This window comes from Streptomyces sp. NPDC025273, from assembly GCF_040638585.1.
Lineage (GTDB): Bacteria > Actinomycetota > Actinomycetes > Streptomycetales > Streptomycetaceae > Streptomyces > Streptomyces cinereorectus.
This window is the reverse complement of sequence record NZ_JBEZYP010000038.1, coordinates 1-17,137: the sequence shown is the minus strand read 5'-3', so window position 1 is coordinate 17,137 and position 17,137 is coordinate 1. Positions and strand designations below refer to the sequence as shown.

Sequence of the window (17,137 nt, the reverse complement as noted above, 5' to 3'; positions counted from 1 at the left end):
CGTCAACGTCCTGTGGGCCCTGATCCGTGACCGACGGTGCTATCAAGTCACACCTACAGTGACTACGGCCGCTTGACAACAGCATTAGGAAGCGACGACATCCACCGCTTCCGCGGGCGCCTTGATGGTCACGCGTCCCGTCGGCACGCCTGCCACCGACGTCACGGAGACCGAATTGAGCATGGGGCGTACCGGCACGGACACCGGGTCGCTGGCTGCTGCCGACTCGGCCAGCTCAGCCAGGGACAGTTCATCGCTCACTTCACGCATGAGCTCGGACATCCGTACGTCAAGCGCGTCGCAAATGGCGGAGAGCAGCTCGGAGGATGCCTCCTTCTGCCCCCGCTCCACCTCGGAGAGATAGCCGAGCGAGACTCGGGCGGACGAGGAGACTTCGCGCAGAGTACGGCCTTGGCGCTGGCGCTGCCGACGCAGCACGTCACCAAGCAGGCGACGGAGCAGAATCATCGGTGGCTCCCTCCTCGGACCGCGTAGCCGCATCCTTCACGCCCCACCGTACCGCCTTGCGCTGCGGCCGTGCGGGGAGCGATGTCGTGTTCACTCAGGGCTGCAAACATCAATTCCCCCCGTTCTGTTCCGTATCCTGTGCCCTCGCATTTTCGCCGAGTTCGCCGGAGAGCAGCTCGAGCAGGCTCCGCACACTCTCTTTACGAATGTCCGCCCGCCCGCCGTTCAACCTCAGCTCGGCAACTTTCCGTACACCGCCCGGCCCGGAAACGGCCACATAGACCGTCCCGACGGTCTTGCCGTCCTGTGCATCGGGCCCGGCGACACCGGTGGTCGACGCCCCCCAGTCCGCGCCCAGGGCCCGTCGTACGCCGGCTGCCATCGCGAGCGCGACGTCCGGGTCGACGGCTCCCCGCTCGGCGAGGAGGGCCCCCTCGACGCCCAGCAGGTCCCGCTTGAGGGGCGTGGCGTACGCCGTGACGGAGCCGCGGAACGACTGTGAGGCACCAGGCACCGAGGTCACCTCGGCGGCCACCAGGCCGCCCGTCAGGGATTCGGCGACGGCGAGCGTCTCACCTCGCCCCTGGAGCAGGCGCAGCACCCCGACCGCCCTCGACATCATCGCTCGGCCTCCGCGGTACCCCTGGCCCCCGCGACGGGCCTCCCGACCCCTTCGCCGGGAGCGACGCGCGGGCCCGAGCCGGCACCGGCCGCCGCCGTGACCGCTTCCATGGCCGCGGCCCGCTCGGCCGCGAGCCCTCTGCGGCGCAGGACGACGGCCTGGCGCACGTAGTCGAGGCCCGTGACGACCGTCAGCACGACAGCCGCGATCATCACCCAGAAACGCAACGTGGCCAGGGGCCCGGTCAGCACCAGGACGTACATCCCGACAGCCGTGCCCTGGGCCAGCGTCTTCAGCTTGCCGCCGCGGCTGGCCGGAATCACCGCGTGCCGGATGACCCAGAACCGCATGAGCGTGATGCCGAGTTCCCGGAACAGGATCACCCCGGTGATCCACCACGGAAGATCCCCGAGCGAGGACAGACAGATCAGTGCCGCACCCATGATCGCCTTGTCGGCGATCGGGTCGGCGATCTTCCCGAAGTCCGTGACCAGGTTGTACGCACGCGCGAGGTGACCGTCGAAGAGGTCGGTGATCATCGCGACGGCGAAGGCCGCCCAGGCGAACGACCGCCACACCGGGTCGTAACCGCCGTCGTGCAGGAGCAGCATGACGAAGCCCGGGACCAGCAGCAGCCGCACCATGGTGAGGATGTTGGCGATGTTCCACAGCCCGGCCTGATCGACGGCCGCCGCGCCCAGCTTGCCGCCGCGGGGTACCGGCGTCGCGCCGGAGCCGCCTGCCGCGGATGCCGGGGCTCCGGTCATCTGGCTGCCTCCGCAAGCTCGTGGTGTTCGGCCACGAGGTCCACTCCCTCGGTGCCCACTGCCTTTGCCTCGACCATACGGCCCGGCACGAGCCCTTCGCGTGTGGTGAAGACGACCTGGCCGTCCGTTTCCGGCGCCTGGTGGGCGGCGCGGCCCACCGCGACCTCTCCGTCCTCGTCGGACTCCACGGACTCGACGAGGACCTGGAGGGTCTCACCGACCCGCTCCTCGGCACGCTGCGAGGTGAGCTCCTCGGCCAGCTGCGAGATGTGGGCGAGGCGTTCCGCGATGACGTCGGCGTCCAGCTTGTTCTCGTAGCCGACGGCTTCGGTGCCTTCCTCGTCGGAGTACCCGAAGACGCCGATGGCGTCCAGGCGCGCTCCGGTGAGGAAGCGTTCCAGTTCGGCCAGATCCGCCTCGGTCTCACCCGGGAAGCCCACGATGAAGTTCGAGCGGGCACCGGCCTGGGGCGCCTTGCCCCTGATGGTGTCCAGGAGCTCCAGGAAGCGGTCCGTGTCGCCGAACCGGCGCATCGCCCGCAGCACGCCGGGGGCGGAGTGCTGGAAGGAGAGGTCGAAGTAGGGGGCGACCTTCGGCGTCGAGGTGAGCACGTCGATCAGCCCGGGCCGCATCTCGGCGGGCTGGAGGTAGCTGACGCGGATCCGCTCGATTCCGTCGACGTCGGCGAGCTCCGGCAGCAGGGTCTCCAGGAGCCTGATGTCGCCGAGGTCCTTGCCGTACGACGTGTTGTTCTCGGAGACCAGCATGACCTCCTTGACGCCCTGCTCGGCGAGCCAGCGCGTCTCCCCCAGCACATCCGAGGGGCGCCTGGAGATGAAGGAACCCCGGAAGGACGGGATGGCGCAGAAGGAGCAGCGGCGGTCGCAGCCGGAGGCGAGCTTCACCGAGGCGACCGGGCTGGTGCCCAGCCTGCGGCGCAGCGGTGCCCGCGGCCCGGAGACGGGTGCGACGCCGTCCGGCAGGTCCGCGGGGGCCGGGGCGATCTCCTGGGCGTGCCCGGGCAGCGCGACGGCGGCGTCCTGCCGCTCGGCCGGGCTGATCGGGAGCAGCTTGCGCCGGTCGCGTGGGGTGTGGGAGGCGTGGATGCCGCCGTTGAGGATGGTCTGCAGGCGGTCGGAGATGTCGGCGTAGTCGTCGAAACCGAGGACCCCGTCCGCTTCCGGCAGCGCCTCGGCGAGGTCCTTGCCGTAGCGCTCGGCCATGCAGCCGACGGCCACGACGGCCTGGGTTCTGCCGTGATCCTTCAGATCATTGGCTTCGAGCAGGGCGTCGACGGAGTCCTTCTTGGCGGCCTCGACGAATCCACAGGTGTTGACGACGGCGACATCCGCGTCGGAGGCGTTCTCGACGAGATCCCAGCCGTCCGCTGCCAAGCGGCCTGCGAGCTCCTCCGAGTCCACCTCGTTACGGGCGCAGCCAAGAGTGACAAGGGCGACGGTACGGCGTTCGGGCATGGGCTCAAGACTACTTTGTCCCGGACCACCTCCTGCCGTGCAGGGTTCACCGCTACAGGGAGTGACCGTACAGCCGGTGCAGCGGAGGGAAAACAAAAACGGTGAGCGCCCGGCAGGGCCGCCGGACGCTCACCGAACGAGCTGTTGGAACGCGAGGTCAGCCGACCTCGGGGTCGCCCTTGGTGTACGAGAGCCGTTCGACCTGACCCGGCTCGAACCGGTCGTCGACCCTCTTGCCGTTGACGAAGAGCTCGATCGCTCCGGCGTCACCGAGGACGAGGTCGACCCGCTCCTTGTCCTGGAAGGTCTTGGAGTCGCCCTGGAGCAGCAGCCCGTCGAAGAGCAGCCGTCCGTTGTGGTCCTTGGCGGAGATCCAGCTCTTGCCCTCGGTGGCGCTCAGCTTCACCGTCACCTTGTCGCGCGGGGCAGCGGCGATGGCGCTTTCGGAGGGCACGGGCTTGGGATCGGCTGGCTTGGTGGTGGTGGGCTCGGGTGTGGTCTTGTCGGGTGCCGAGCCTTCGGCGACCTGGGCCGTGCCGGAGTCGTCGTCACTGCCGTTGAACAGCGTGAAGCCGACGAAGCCGACCACGGCGACGATCGCCGCGACCATGGCCGCGGTCCAGTTCGGCCGACGGGGTTCGGAGCGGATCCGTTCCGCCTCGAACATCGGCGCCGCGGGAGTGGGCGCAGGACGGCCGCCGTGTTCGGCGTCGAACTGCGCGATCAGCGGATCCGGGTCGAGCCGGACGGCGCGGGCGAGCATGCGGATGTGACCGCGTGCGTACACGTCGCCGCCACAGCGGGAGAAGTCGTCCGTCTCGATCGCGTGCACGATGGGGATGCGCACCCGGGTGGAGCTGCTGACTTCCTCGACCGTCAGACCTGCGGAGATACGAGCCTGCTGAAGCACGCGACCGATCGAAGGCCGGTCGTCTTCGGGGGAGTTGCCGATGGACACGGGGGCGCCTTTCGAGCGTGAGCCACCTGCTGGATGTTCAGTCTAGGGGTGGTACGAAAGGGTGGGGCAACCGGGAGGGACGACTTTGTACGCCATCGGGTTCGCCGGGCAGCCCCTCGGGCAGGGCAGGGGAGCGAGTGCGGAACTGATCATCCCGCTGCTTCTCCCCTCAACTTGACGTACGGCCGGGCGAAACGGTTGCCCGCAGGAATCTTACGAAGCGGTTTCCCCACGAATCACTGCCAACACCCCGTCGAGTTCGTCCGGTTTCACCAGGACGTCGCGCGCCTTGGAGCCCTCGCTGGGGCCGACGATGTTGCGCGATTCCATCAGGTCCATGAGCCGGCCGGCCTTCGCGAAGCCGACCCGGAGCTTGCGCTGGAGCATGGACGTCGAGCCGAACTGGGTGGAGACGACGAGCTCGGCCGCCTGGCAGAGCAGATCGAGATCGTCACCGATGTCCTCGTCGATCTCCTTCTTCTGCTTGGTACCGGCCACCACGTCCTCGCGGAACACCGGGGCCATCTGATCCTTGCAGTGCTGGACGATCGCCGCGACCTCGTCCTCGGTGACGAAGGCCCCCTGCATACGGGTCGGCTTGTTCGCCCCCATCGGCAGGAACAGCCCGTCACCCTTTCCGATGAGCTTCTCGGCACCGGGCTGGTCGAGGATGACGCGGCTGTCGGCGAGCGAGGATGTCGCGAAGGCCAGCCGGGACGGCACGTTGGCCTTGATCAGACCGGTCACGACGTCGACCGAGGGACGCTGCGTGGCCAGCACCAGGTGGATGCCCGCGGCGCGCGCCAGCTGGGTGATACGGACGATGGAGTCCTCGACGTCGCGCGGCGCGACCATCATCAGGTCCGCGAGCTCGTCGACGATGACCAGCAGGTACGGATAGGGGCTGAGCTCCCGCTCGCTGCCTTCCGGGGCCTTGGCCTTGCCGCTGCGCACCGCGTGGTTGAAGTCGTCGATGTGCCGGTACCCGAACGCCGCGAGGTCGTCGTAGCGCAGGTCCATCTCGCGTACGACCCACTGGAGGGCCTCGGCGGCCTTCTTCGGGTTGGTGATGATCGGCGTGATCAGGTGCGGGATGCCCTCGTACGCGGTGAGCTCGACCCGCTTGGGGTCGACGAGCACCATCCGGACGTCCTCCGGGGTCGCCCGCACCATGACCGAGGTGATCAGGCAGTTGATACAGGAGGACTTGCCGGAGCCGGTCGCACCCGCGACCAGGACGTGCGGCATCTTCGCCAGGTTGGCCATCTCGTAGCCGCCCTCGACGTTCTTGCCGAGCGCCACCAGCATCGGGTGGTCGTCCTCTGCCGCGTCCGCGAGGCGCAGGACGTCGCCGAGGTTGACCATCTCCCGGTCCGAGTTGGGGATTTCGATGCCGACCGCTGACTTGCCCGGGATCGGGGAGATGATCCGGACGTCCGGGCTGGCCACGGCGTAGGCGATGTTCTTGGCGAGGGCGGTGATCCGCTCGACCTTGACGGCCGGGCCGAGTTCCACCTCGTACCGCGTGACCGTCGGACCGCGGGTGAAACCCGTGACGGCCGCGTCCACCTTGAACTCCGTGAACACGTTCGTCAGTGAGGCGACGACCGCGTCGTTGGCGGCGCTGCGCGTCTTGCCGGGGCCGCCGCGCTCCAGCAGGTCGAGGGACGGCAGGGCGTAGGTGATGTCGCCGGAGAGCTGGAGCTGCTCGGCACGGGCGGGCAGCGGCTGGGAGCGCGCGGGGGCGGGCTTGGTCAGGTCGGGTACGCCGCCGGACGGCGCCGACCCGGCCGTTCCGGCGTCCGGGCCGGCCGGAGAGGCCTTCTCGGCAGCCCTGGCTCCGGGCACCGGCGTGCCGCTCCGCACCCGGTCCGCGGAGACGCCCTGCGTCAGATCGGCGACGACCGGCGAGGGCGGCATGCCGTTGAGTACCGCCCCGTCGAGCGCTGCCGCGGCTGCCGCCGCTACGTCCACGGCGTCCATGGTGCGGTTCATCGCGGGCTGGGCCGAGGGCCTGCGCGGCCGGCGGCGCCTGGTCAGCGCCTCACCTTCGGCTCCGTCCGCGTCGTACGCGCCGTCGTCCTCCGACCGGCGGGCCGCGGACCGCCGCCGTGAGGCCTCGGGCAGCGCCTCGCGCCATTGCTCGTCGTAGCGCTCGTCGTCGCCGCCCTCCTCCACGGGCGGGTGCACCGGCTCGACGATGCCGAGCCTCACGCCGAGCTGCCGCAGCCGCTGGGGGATGGCGTTGACCGGGGTGGCCGTGACGACCAGGAGTCCGAAGACGGTCAGCAGCAGGAGCAGCGGGACGGCGAGCACCTCGCCCATCATGAACACGAGGGGCTGCGAGGCGGCCCATCCGATCAGTCCGCCGGCGTCCTGCATGGCGTCGGTGCCGTCCTCGCGGCCGGGCGATCCGCAGGCGATGTGGACCTGGCCCAGCACCCCGATGACGAGCGCGGAGAGGCCGATGACGATGCGGCCGTTGGCCTCGGGCTTCTCCGGATAGAGGATCAGCCGGACGGCGACGGCACCCAGCAGTATCGGCACGAGCAGGTCGAGCCGGCCGAACGCCCCGGTGACGAGCATCTCGACGAGATCGCCGACGGGCCCCCGCAGGTGGGACCAGGTGCCCGCCGCCACGATCAGCCCGAGGCCGAGAAGCAGCAGCGCGAGGCCGTCCTTGCGGTGTGCCGGGTCGAGACCCTTCGCGCCCCGCCCTATGGAACGGAACACCGCACCGACACCGTGTGCCGTCCCCAGCCAGAGGGCACGGACGAGGCGGTAGACGCCCCCGGTGGGGGACGGCGCGGGTCTGGGCACGGGCCTCTTGGCCGCCGCCTTCCTGGCGGGTGCCTTCTTCGAGGGCACGGTCTTCTTCGCCGCGGTCTTCCTGGCGGGCGCGGCTTTCTTCGCCGGTCCCGGAGTACGGCCGGCGCGCTTCGCGGTGCCCGCCGTGCCCTGGGAACCCTTGCCGGACGTACGTGAGGCCATGTGACTGAGGTTACCGGTGTCGACAGCGGTGGACACGTGTGCCTACGCCTTCACCCGTCCGTGTCGCCTTGCCCGGGCGCCGGACTGACGCGGCCTCAACCGCCGGGGATCAGTTCCGCGAGGGCAGCACGGTCGCGGAACCGCCGGTACCGGGCTCCAGCGCGTCGAGCGCGCGGCGCAGCCCGGTGAGCTTGCGTTCGAGGTGGGCGGCGGTCGCCACGGCCGCCGCGTCCGCCGATTCGTCGTCCAGCTGCTTGGAGAGTGCCTCCGCCTGCTCCTCGACCGCGGCGAGCCGCGCCGAGAGCTCCGCGAGCAGACTCGCCGGCTCCTTCTCGTCCACCCCGGGGTGCGTGCCGCCTTCGAGCTGGAGCCGTAGCAGCGCCGCCTGTTCGCGCAACTGACAGTTCTTCATGTACAGCTCGACGAAGACCGAGACCTTGGCCCGCAGCACCCAGGGGTCGAAGGGCTTCGAGATGTAGTCCACCGCACCTGCCGCATAGCCCCGGAAGGTGTGGTGCGGACCGTGGTTGATCGCGGTGAGGAAGATGATCGGGATGTCCCGGGTCCGCTCCCGCCGCTTGATGTGCGCGGCCGTCTCGAACCCGTCCATACCGGGCATCTGAACGTCCAGCAGAATGACCGCGAAGTCGTCCGTGAGCAGCGCTTTGAGCGCTTCCTCCCCTGACGATGCCCGTACCAGTGTCTGATCGAGCGCAGAGAGGATCGCCTCCAGCGCCAGCAGATTCTCCGGCCGGTCATCGACCAGGAGGATCTTGGCCTTCTGCATCATGGCCCGCCCTCCTCGCCCCGGAATCGCACCGGGTGCGCCCCAGGGGACGACTCCCTTTCGCCGTCCGTCCTTGTGCCGGTCATGGTAGCCGCCCCCCGCCTGTCACCACACCCTGTCACCGCGATGTCACTGCGCACGAAGCGGAAACGGGGCGGGAGACCAGAAGGTTCCCCGGATTCCGCGCACTCACACCCTTTCGGGCACAGACGGTCGACGATGCCTGGCGGACGCTCCCCGCCCGGTCACTCTCCGCGCATCCACTTCTCCATGACCGACAGCAGATGATCGGAATCGACCGGCTTGGTCACGTAGTCGGAGGCTCCGCAGTCGATCGCCTTCTCCCGGTCGCCCTTCATCGCCTTCGCGGTCAACGCGACGATCGGAAGTCCCGCGAACTGGGGCATCCGGCGGATCGCCGTCGTCGTGGCGTAGCCGTCCATCTCGGGCATCATGATGTCCATCAGCACGATCGTCACATCGTCGTGCTGCTCGAGGACTTCGATGCCCTCGCGCCCGTTCTCCGCGTACAGCACCGACAGGCCGTGCTGTTCCAGCACGCTCGTGAGCGCGAAGACGTTGCGGATGTCGTCGTCGACGATCAGCACCTTCTCCCCCTGGAAGCGGAACGTCCTCCGGGGCTCCTGCTCCTCCTGCGCACCCTGCACCCACTCCCTGGGCGCCGTGCTCTCCTCGCCGGCCCTGTCGTTGGCCAGGGCCGGGCGCTGTGCCGCTGCGCCCAGGGCCTTGCGGCGGCGCCGGAAGATCCCGGCGGAGTTGGCCGGATCGCCCAGGGGATGCTCGGTCCCGGTCCGCTGCGGGGCCTCCACCTGCTGAGCCCCCTCGGCGGAGCCGCCGTGGATCTCGACGGGACCGGGGCCCGTCTGCGGGTAGCCCTGCGGCGGCAGCTCGCTCGGGTGCAGCGGCAGGTACAGCGTGAACGTCGACCCGCGTCCCGGTTCGCTGGCAGCGTGGATCTCGCCGCCCAGCAGCCTGGCGATCTCCCGGCTGATGGAGAGGCCGAGGCCCGTACCCCCGTACTTGCGACTGGTCGTGCCGTCCGCCTGCTTGAACGCTTCGAAGATCACCAGCATCTTGCTGGACGCGATGCCGATCCCGGTGTCGGTGACCGAGAAGGCGATCAGGTCGCCGTCGGCCTCACGCAGCGAACCGGCCTCCAGCAGATGCTCCCTGATGGCGTTCGGCACATCGGCGCCCGCCGGCCGGATCACCAGCTCCACCGCGCCGCTGTCGGTGAACTTCACCGCGTTGGACAGCAGATTGCGCAGCACCTGGAGCAGCCGCTGTTCGTCCGTGTGCAGCGTGGCGGGCAGCTCCGGGGACACCCGTACGGAGAAGTCGAGGCCCTTCTCCGCGGTGAGCGGCCGGAAGGTCGCCTCCACGTAGTCGACCAGCTGGACCAGGGCGATCCGGGTCGGGCTGACGTCCATCTTGCCCGCTTCGACCTTGGACAGGTCGAGGATGTCGTTGATCAGCTGCAGCAGGTCGGAACCCGCCCCGTGGATCGTCTCGGCGAACTCCACCTGCTTCGGCGAGAGGTTGCTCTCGGCGTTGTCCGCGAGCAGTTTGGCCAGGATGAGCAGCGAGTTGAGCGGGGTGCGCAACTCGTGCGACATGTTCGCCAGGAACTCGGACTTGTAGCGCATCGAGACCGCGAGCTGCTCGGCGCGCTCCTCCAGGACCTGCCGGGCCTCCTCGATCTCGGTGTTCTTGACCTCGATGTCGCGGTTCTGCTGCGCCAGCAGCTCGGCCTTCTCCTCCAGTTCGGCGTTGGAGGCCTGGAGCGCCTTCTGCCGGTTCTCCAGCTCCTCGGACCGGTCGCGCAGCTGCTCGGTGAGCTCCTGGGACTGCTCCAGGAGCTTCTCGGTCTTGGTGTTGACGCTGATGGTGTTGACGCTCGTCGCGATCATCTCGGCGAGCTGGTTGAGGAAGTCCCGCTGGATGTGCGTGAACGGCTGGAACGAGGCCAGTTCGATCACACCGAGGACTTTGCCCTCGAAGAGCACCGGCAGCACGATCACATGCGCGGGCGGCGCCTCGCCGAGACCGGAGGAGATCTTCAGGTACCCCGGCGGCACGTTGTCCACCTGGATGGTCCGCTTCTCCTCGGCAGCCGTGCCGATGAGCGTCTCACCGGGCCGGAAGGAGGTCGGCATGGAGCCCGCGGAGTAGCCGTAACTGCCGCGCATGCGCAGCTCGTACGAACTGTCCTTGCCGCCGTCGGCACCCACCTCGTCGGTGTCGCCCGTGGTCATGGCCAGGAAGAACGCACCGTGCTGGGCCGAGACGACCGGGGTCAGCTCGCTCATGATCAGCGAGGCGACGTCGTCCAGGTCGCGGCGGCCCTGCATCAGGCCGGAGATCCGGGCGAGGTTGCCCTTGAGCCAGTCCTGCTCCTTGTTGGCCAGCGTGGTGTCGCGCAGGTTGGCGATCATCGTGTTGATGTTGTCCTGCAGCACCTGGATCTCGCCGGCCGCGTCGACGTCGATCTTCAGATTGAGATCGCCCCGGGTCACCGCGGTGGCGACCGCGGCGATGGCGCGCACCTGACGGGTCAGGTTCCCCGCCATCTCGTTCACCGACTCGGTGAGGTCGCGCCAGGTCCCGTCGACGTCCCGTACCCGGGCCTGGCCGCCCAGCTGCCCCTCGGTACCCACCTCGCGGGCCACCCGGGTCACCTGGTCGGCGAAGTTCGACAGCTGCGCCACCATCGTGTTGATGGTGTTCTTCAGCTCCAGGATCTCGCCGCGCGCATCGATGTCGATCTTCTTGGTGAGATCGCCCTTGGCGATGGCGGTGGTGACCGTGGCGATCTGGCGCACCTGACCGGTCAGGTTGGACGCCATCGAGTTCACCGACTCGGTGAGGTCCTTCCAGGTGCCGGAGACTCCGGGAACCCGCGCCTGGCCGCCCAGTTCTCCCTCGGTGCCCACCTCGCGCGCCACCCGGGTGACCTCGTCGGCGAACGAGGACAGGGTCGTCACCATCGTGTTGACGGTGTCGGCCAGCTCGGCCACCTCGCCGCGGGCCTCCACGGTGACCTTCTTGGTCAGATCGCCGTTGGCGACCGCGGACGAGACCCGGGAGATGTTGCGCACCTGGCTGGTCAGGTTGTTGGCCATCAGGTTGACGTTGTCGCTGAGGTCCTTCCAGATGCCCGTCGCACCGCGCACCCGGGCCTGGCCCCCGAGGATCCCCTCGGTACCCACCTCGCGCGCCACCCTCGTGACCTCGTCGGCGAAGTTGAGCAGCTGGTCGACCATCGTGTTGACCGTCGTCACCAGTTCGAGGATCTCGCCCTTGGCGTCGACGGTGATCTTCTTGGAGAGATCGCCCTTGGCGACCGCGGTGGTCACCTCGGCGATGTTGCGCACCTGGAGGGTCAGGTTGTTCGCCATGCCGTTGACGGACTGGGTCAGGTCCTTCCATGTCCCTGAGACACCCTGCACCTCCGCCTGGCCGCCCAGAATGCCTTCCGTGCCCACCTCGCGGGCGACCCTGGTCACCTGCTCCGCGAAGTTCGACAGCTGGTCGACCATCGTGTTGAGGGTGTTCTTCAGCTCCAGGATCTCGCCCCGGGCGTCCACGTCGATCTTCTGCGACAGGTCGCCCCGCGCCACCGCCGTGGCGACCTGCGCGATGTTGCGGACCTGGGCGGTGAGGTTCCCCGCCATGCCGTTCACCGAGTCGGTCAGGTCCCGCCACACACCGGCCACACCGGGGACCTGTGCCTGGCCGCCGAGCCGCCCGTCCGTCCCCACCTCGCGGGCCACCCGGGTCACCTGGTCGGCGAACGCGGAGAGCTGGTCGACCATCGTGTTGATGGTGTTCTTCAGCTCCAGGATCTCGCCCCGGGCGTCCACGTCGATCTTCTGCGACAGGTCACCCCGCGCCACCGCCGTGGTCACCTGGGCGATCTGACGCACCTGGGAGGTCAGGTTCCCCGCCATGAAGTTGACGGAGTCGGTGAGCTCCTTCCACGTACCGGAGACGCCGTCTACGCGCGCCTGCCCGCCGAGGCGGCCCTCCGTGCCCACGTCGCGCGCCATGCGCGTCACCTGGTCGGCGAAGTTCGACAGCTGGGCCACCATCGTGTTGACGGTGTTCTTCAGCTCCAGCATCTCCCCGGCCACGTCCACCGTGACCTTCTGGGACAGATCGCCGTTGGCGACCGCCGTGGTCACCTGGGCGATGTCGCGGACCTGGCCCGTCAGGTTCCGGAACGCGGTGTTCACCGAGTCGGTGAGGTCCTTCCAGGTCCCCGCCGCACCGGGCACCTCCGCCTGCCCGCCCAGCCGGCCCTCGACCCCGACCTCGCGCGCGACGCGGGTCACCTCCGAACCGAAGGCCTGGAGCTGGTCCACCATCGTGTTGACGGTGTTCTTCAGCTCCAGCATCTCCCCGGCCACGTCGACGGTGACCTTCTGCGTCATGTCACCGCTGGCCACCGCCGTGGTCACCTGGGCGATGTCCCGCACCTGCGTGGTGAGGTTCCGGAAGACCGTGTTCACCGAATCGGTGAGGTCCTTCCAGGTGCCGGCCGCGCCGGGCACCTGGGCCTGCCCGCCGAGCAGTCCCTCGCCACCGACCTCGCTGGCCACACGTGTCACTTCGTCCGCGAAGGTGCGCAGCGTCTCGGTCATCTGGTTGATCGTCTCGGCGAGTTGAGCGACCTCGCCGCGCGCGCTCACCGTGACCTTCTGGGACAGGTCGCCGTTGGCGACCGCCGTCGTCACCTCGGCGATGCCGCGCACCTGGGAGGTGAGGTTCCCGGCCATCGTGTTGACGGAGTCGGTGAGGTCCTTCCAGACCCCGGCCACTCCGGGCACCGTGGCCTGTCCGCCGAGCTCGCCCTCCGTACCCACCTCGCGGGCGACCCGGGTCACCTCGGAGGAGAACGAGGACAGCTGGTCGACCATCGTGTTGACGGTGTTCTTCAGCTGGAGCATCTCGCCGGCCACATGGACGGTGACCTTCCGCGACAGGTCCCCCTTGGCGACCGCCGTCGTCACCAGGGCGATGTCGCGGACCTGCGCCGTAAGCCGGTACGCCATGGTGTTCACGGAGTCCGTGAGGTCTTTCCACGACCCGGACATGCCACGCACCTGGGCCTGCCCGCCCAGCTTGCCCTCGGTGCCCACCTCGACCGCGACCCGGGTCACCTGCTCGGTGAACGCGGAGAGCTGGTCGACCAGGTTGTTGACCGTGCGGGCGACCCTCAGGAACTCGCCGCGCAGCGGCCGCACCGTCTCGTCCGCCGTGTGCGACCGCAGCTCCATGCGCTGCTCGAGATCACCGTCGGCGACCGCGGAGAGCACCCGGCCGACCTCGGACACGGGGCGCGCCAGATCGTCTACGAGCTCGTTGGAGGCATCGATCGCGGCTGCCCAGGATCCCTCGCAGGCGCCGGTCTCCAGGCGCTCCGTGAGCTTTCCTTCCCGCCCGACCACGCGGCGTACCCGGGCGAGCTCGCCCGTCAGATGCAGATTGCGGTCGGCCACCTCGTTGAAGACCGCGGCGATCTCCGTGAGCACGCCGTCGCCCGAGACGGTCAGCCGCCTGCGGAAATTGCCGTCACGCATCGCCACGAGAGCCGCCAGCAGCCTGTTCAGGGCTGCCGCGTCCACGTCGATGGTCCCATTGCGCTGTTTCTTCACGGGCTGTCCGCCTCTTGTGCGCGTTCCTGAACCCCGCGCCGCCACGCCAGACTCCACCGTGTCCCTCCCGCAGGGGTTGACCGTATCGCTCGGGCCGTTATAGGAAGCTTGCCCACTTCCACTTTGGCTCACCGCCACAGCACACCGTCGACGGGTGACCATGCGGACGTCAAATCGTTGAAACGTACCAGGCGGAAACCGGATGGGGCGCACGGTCCCCTGGTTGCCTCATTTCCTCCACCGCGGATCACACAGTTGTGCGCCCGCGCACCACCACCGGGTGGCCTGTGTGCACAAGTCCGCCCTCGTGTACCCGGTTCACCCGGCGAGCGTCTAGCCTGGCAGGCGAATCGAAGCGGCGAGAAACGGGCACAGGACTCGGGGAAGCGACGAGACACCAATGGGGAGTGCTGTGATCACCGCGCGCGCGGCTGCCACCTTCGATCCGGTCGGACGCTCGGTCGCGACCGCCCGCGCCTTCGTCCGCGACACCCTCCAGGGGTGGGGATACACCGATGTCGTGGACGACGCCGTCGTCCTGACCAGCGAACTCGTGACCAATGCGGTCGTGCACGCGGGCACGGCCGCCGATGTGCTGTGCCTGCGCACCGAGCACGGCGTGCGCGTCGAGGTCGCCGACCACTATCCGGAACGCGAGATCCCGCTCCAGAGCTCCGGTCTGGACTTCGGAAGCCCTGACCGGGAGGGGGGTCGCGGCCTGCTGCTCTGCGCGGCTCTCGCCGCGCGCTGGGGTGTGGAGTACTCCCCCACCCACAAGCATGTCTGGTTCCAGCTCGATCTGCCGGACCGCCCCGTGGGGATCCGTTCCGCGGGACCCGTGCTGCCCACGGCGCTTCTCCCGGTCACCGACGAGCGGGTACGGGTGGCCGTCGTCCAGATCGACCGCTCGGGCTCCATCACCGCGTGGAACGAGGACGCGGCCTTCCTGTTCGGCTACGCGGCCGAGCAGGTCACAGGCAAGCAGCTCACGGATATCGCGGCCTGGCCGCACACCCCCGGCACGAACACCGGCATCGCCGACGCCCTTCAGCTCTCCCGGTGGGAGGGGAGCTACGGCATCCGCGGCGCCGACGGCCGGGTCATCGCGGTGTACGCGTCGCACCTCAGAGTCCGCGACACCGGGGGCGAGCCGTCGACGGTCTGTCTCCTCGTACGGGATGACGAGCGCGCGGTGCTGCAGACCCCGGTACGCGCCCCCGTCTCCGACTCCTCGGCAGAGAGCCGCACCACGGATCCTTTCGAGGTGTTCATCGGCTCTCCCGCCCCGGACGACCTCGACGGGCTGTTGCAGCGCACGGTCGAACGGGCGCGCGACATGCTCGACGCCGACTCCGCTTTCCTGTTGCTCGCCACGGATGACGAGACGGAGCTGGAGGTACGGGCGACGACCGGTCTGCCCTCGGCCCGCCAGCGTTTCGCCCGGGTTCCGGTCGAGACCGGAGCGGGCCGCTACGGCTCCGCCCGCATGCCCGCGGTCCACGAGGACCTGACCGCCGACCCGGGTGCCGTGCCGCTGCTCGGCGACACGGGGATGCGCTCCGTCGTCACGGTCCCCCTCAAGGTCGAGGGCCGGCTCACCGGCTCGTTGGGGGTCGCCGCCGAGGCGGCCGGGCGGTATTCCAACGAGGAGGCACTTCGGCTCCAGTTCGCGGCCGACCGCATCGCGCTGGCCGTCGAGTCGGCCAGGCTCGGTGAGCTGGAGCGGCTGCGCCGCGGTTCGCTGTCCTTCCTGGTGGAGGCGTCGGATCTGCTGGCGGGCACCCTGGACCGGGACCAGACCCTGGCGCTGATGGCGCAGATGACCGTGCCCACGCTGGCCACCTGGTGTGCCGTGTACACGATCGCCGACCAGTCCTCGGAGCCGTACCTCTCGTACGTGCTGCACGAGGACGAGGAGCGGATCGACGGCCTCAAGGCCCTGCTGTCCTCCATCGACCCGCCGGACCCGGTCCCGACGCCGGGGGCCCGTGTCTGGCCGGCCCCTGCCGCTGCCGGCCATCAGGCCGCCCTGCGGGCGTCGACGCGCACGCTCGGCAGGGACGCGCCCCTGAGCATGGGGGCGGCGACGCGCACGACGCTGGCGACCGCTGCCGCGGTGGGAGGCGAGACGGTGGTTCTGCCGCTCGTCGCGAGGAACCGCGTGATCGGCATGCTGACGCTCGGGAAGCCGTCCGACGACCACTTCCGCCAGGAGATCCTGGAACTGGCCGAGGACCTGTCCCGAAGGGCCGCTCTGGCCCTGGACAACGCTCGCCTGTATTCGGAGCGCATGGCCATCAGCCAGTCCCTCCAGCGCAGCCTGCTCCCGCCCGGCCTGCCCGATGTGCCGAACGTCGAGATCGAGGTCATCTACCGTGCGGCGGGCGAGGGCAACGAGGTGGGCGGCGACTTCTACGACGTGTTCCCCATCCGCGACGGTGCCTACGGCTTCGCCATCGGCGACGTCTGCGGTACGGGACCGGAGGCCGCAGCGGTCACGGGCCTGGCCCGGCACGCCCTGCGTCTGCTGGCCCGGGAGGGTTTCGGCGGCCCCGCGGTGCTGGAGCGGCTGAACGCCGCCATCCTCGACGAGGGTGCCCGAAGCCGCTTCCTGACGCTGCTCTACGGGGAGTTGTGGCCCCAGGAGGACGGCAGTGCCCTCCTGAAGGTGGTCTGCGCGGGTCATCCGCTTCCGCTGCGCCTGCGCCAGGACGGGACCGTGGAGGCGGCGGCGGAGCCGCAGCCGCTGCTCGGCGTCATCGAGGACCTGGAGCTGTACGAGCAGGAGGTCACCCTCGACCCGGGTGACGTCCTCCTCTGTGTCACGGACGGAGTCACCGAACGGCGTGAGGGGGCCCGCATGCTGGGTGACGACGGCCTGGCCGACGTCCTCGCCATGTGCACGGGCCTGACGGCCGGCGCGGTGGCGGGACGTATTCTGCGGGCGGTCGAGCGCTTCGCAGCGGAGCCCGCCTCGGACGACATGGCCATCCTGGCGATGCGCGTCCCGGAGCCGCAGAACTTCTAGACACCGGCCGGGACACGAGAAAGGCCCCCGTCGACGACGGGGGCCTTTCTTCTTGCGGAGCCCCAATGCGGAATCGAACCGCAGACCTTCTCCTTACCATGGAGACGCTCTACCGACTGAGCTATTGGGGCCTGTTGCCCTGCGGCAACGAGCTAAAGCATACCCTGGATCGGGTGGTGCTCAAAACCATCCGTCCGGCGAATCTGCCGCAGTGTCGCCGGCACATCGCTCCCGCTCTGGGACGCGGGAGGTATGCCGGGGGGCGGGTCGTGAACGCAGAAAAGCCCCGTGCCACAAAGGCACGGGGCTTCCCCGGAAAAATTGTTCGGCGGCGTCCTACTCTCCCACAGGGTCCCCCCTGCA

At 69.3% G+C, this 17,137-nt stretch carries 9 protein-coding genes and 1 tRNA gene; 1 reads left to right on the top strand and 9 read right to left on the bottom strand.

All coding sequences use genetic code 11. The features are described from left to right. Positions 1–84: 84 nt before the first annotated feature. From AB0F38_RS31305 to AB0F38_RS31270, 8 genes are all read right to left on the bottom strand, one after another. Positions 85–468: a helix-turn-helix transcriptional regulator gene (locus AB0F38_RS31305; RefSeq protein ID WP_361900780.1), complete on the bottom strand. Its 384-nt coding sequence runs from the start codon at positions 466–468 to the stop codon at positions 85–87. Between the two features lie 109 nt (positions 469–577). Continuing rightward, a complete protein-coding gene (locus AB0F38_RS31300) occupies positions 578–1,087 on the bottom strand; it encodes a nicotinamide-nucleotide amidohydrolase family protein (protein ID WP_361900782.1) in 510 nt (169 codons plus the stop codon). After that, complete coding sequence (gene pgsA / locus AB0F38_RS31295; protein WP_361900779.1) at positions 1,087–1,857, bottom strand: CDP-diacylglycerol--glycerol-3-phosphate 3-phosphatidyltransferase; 771 nt, start codon at positions 1,855–1,857, stop codon at positions 1,087–1,089. The genes AB0F38_RS31300 and pgsA overlap by 1 nt, the downstream gene beginning before the upstream one ends. After that, positions 1,854–3,332 carry a 30S ribosomal protein S12 methylthiotransferase RimO gene (gene rimO / locus AB0F38_RS31290; RefSeq protein ID WP_361900777.1) on the bottom strand — a complete coding sequence of 493 codons (1,479 nt, stop codon included), beginning with the start codon at positions 3,330–3,332 and terminating at the stop codon, positions 1,854–1,856. The genes pgsA and rimO overlap by 4 nt, the downstream gene beginning before the upstream one ends. Before the next feature lie 157 nt (positions 3,333–3,489). After that, a complete protein-coding gene (locus tag AB0F38_RS31285) occupies positions 3,490–4,290 on the bottom strand; it encodes a helix-turn-helix domain-containing protein (RefSeq protein WP_361900775.1) in 801 nt (266 codons plus the stop codon). Positions 4,291–4,503: 213 nt separating this feature from the next. Then, positions 4,504–7,281 (bottom strand): DNA translocase FtsK, encoded by a 2,778-nt coding sequence (locus tag AB0F38_RS31280; RefSeq protein ID WP_361900773.1) that lies wholly within the window; start codon positions 7,279–7,281, stop codon positions 4,504–4,506. A 109-nt stretch (positions 7,282–7,390) separates the two neighbouring features. After that, entirely contained in the window at positions 7,391–8,071 is a 681-nt protein-coding gene (locus AB0F38_RS31275) for a response regulator (protein ID WP_361900771.1), read from the bottom strand. A 242-nt stretch (positions 8,072–8,313) separates the two neighbouring features. After that, on the bottom strand, positions 8,314–13,746 hold the full coding sequence (locus tag AB0F38_RS31270; protein WP_361900769.1) for a HAMP domain-containing protein: 5,433 nt from the start codon (positions 13,744–13,746) through the stop codon (positions 8,314–8,316). A 400-nt stretch (positions 13,747–14,146) separates the two neighbouring features. Here AB0F38_RS31270 and AB0F38_RS31265 point away from each other — a divergent pair, with 400 nt between their 5' ends. Further along, positions 14,147–16,774 carry a SpoIIE family protein phosphatase gene (locus AB0F38_RS31265; protein ID WP_361900767.1) on the top strand — a complete coding sequence of 876 codons (2,628 nt, stop codon included), beginning with the start codon at positions 14,147–14,149 and terminating at the stop codon, positions 16,772–16,774. Between the two features lie 58 nt (positions 16,775–16,832). On the opposite strand, the gene AB0F38_RS31260 is transcribed toward AB0F38_RS31265, so the two are convergent. Beyond that, positions 16,833–16,905, bottom strand: a tRNA-Thr gene (locus tag AB0F38_RS31260). Positions 16,906–17,137: the final 232 nt, after the last annotated feature.

Coding starts and splice junctions, on each gene's coding strand:
- pgsA (WP_361900779.1), bottom strand. CDS start 1,857: ATGACCGGAGCCCCGGCATCCGCGGCAGGCGGCTCCGGCGCGACGCCG.
- rimO (WP_361900777.1), bottom strand. CDS start 3,332: ATGCCCGAACGCCGTACCGTCGCCCTTGTCACTCTTGGCTGCGCCCGT.
- AB0F38_RS31275 (WP_361900771.1), bottom strand. CDS start 8,071: ATGATGCAGAAGGCCAAGATCCTCCTGGTCGATGACCGGCCGGAGAAT.
- AB0F38_RS31305 (WP_361900780.1), bottom strand. CDS start 468: ATGATTCTGCTCCGTCGCCTGCTTGGTGACGTGCTGCGTCGGCAGCGC.
- AB0F38_RS31280 (WP_361900773.1), bottom strand. CDS start 7,281: ATGGCCTCACGTACGTCCGGCAAGGGTTCCCAGGGCACGGCGGGCACC.
- AB0F38_RS31300 (WP_361900782.1), bottom strand. CDS start 1,087: ATGTCGAGGGCGGTCGGGGTGCTGCGCCTGCTCCAGGGGCGAGGTGAG.
- AB0F38_RS31265 (WP_361900767.1), top strand. CDS start 14,147: ATGGGGAGTGCTGTGATCACCGCGCGCGCGGCTGCCACCTTCGATCCG.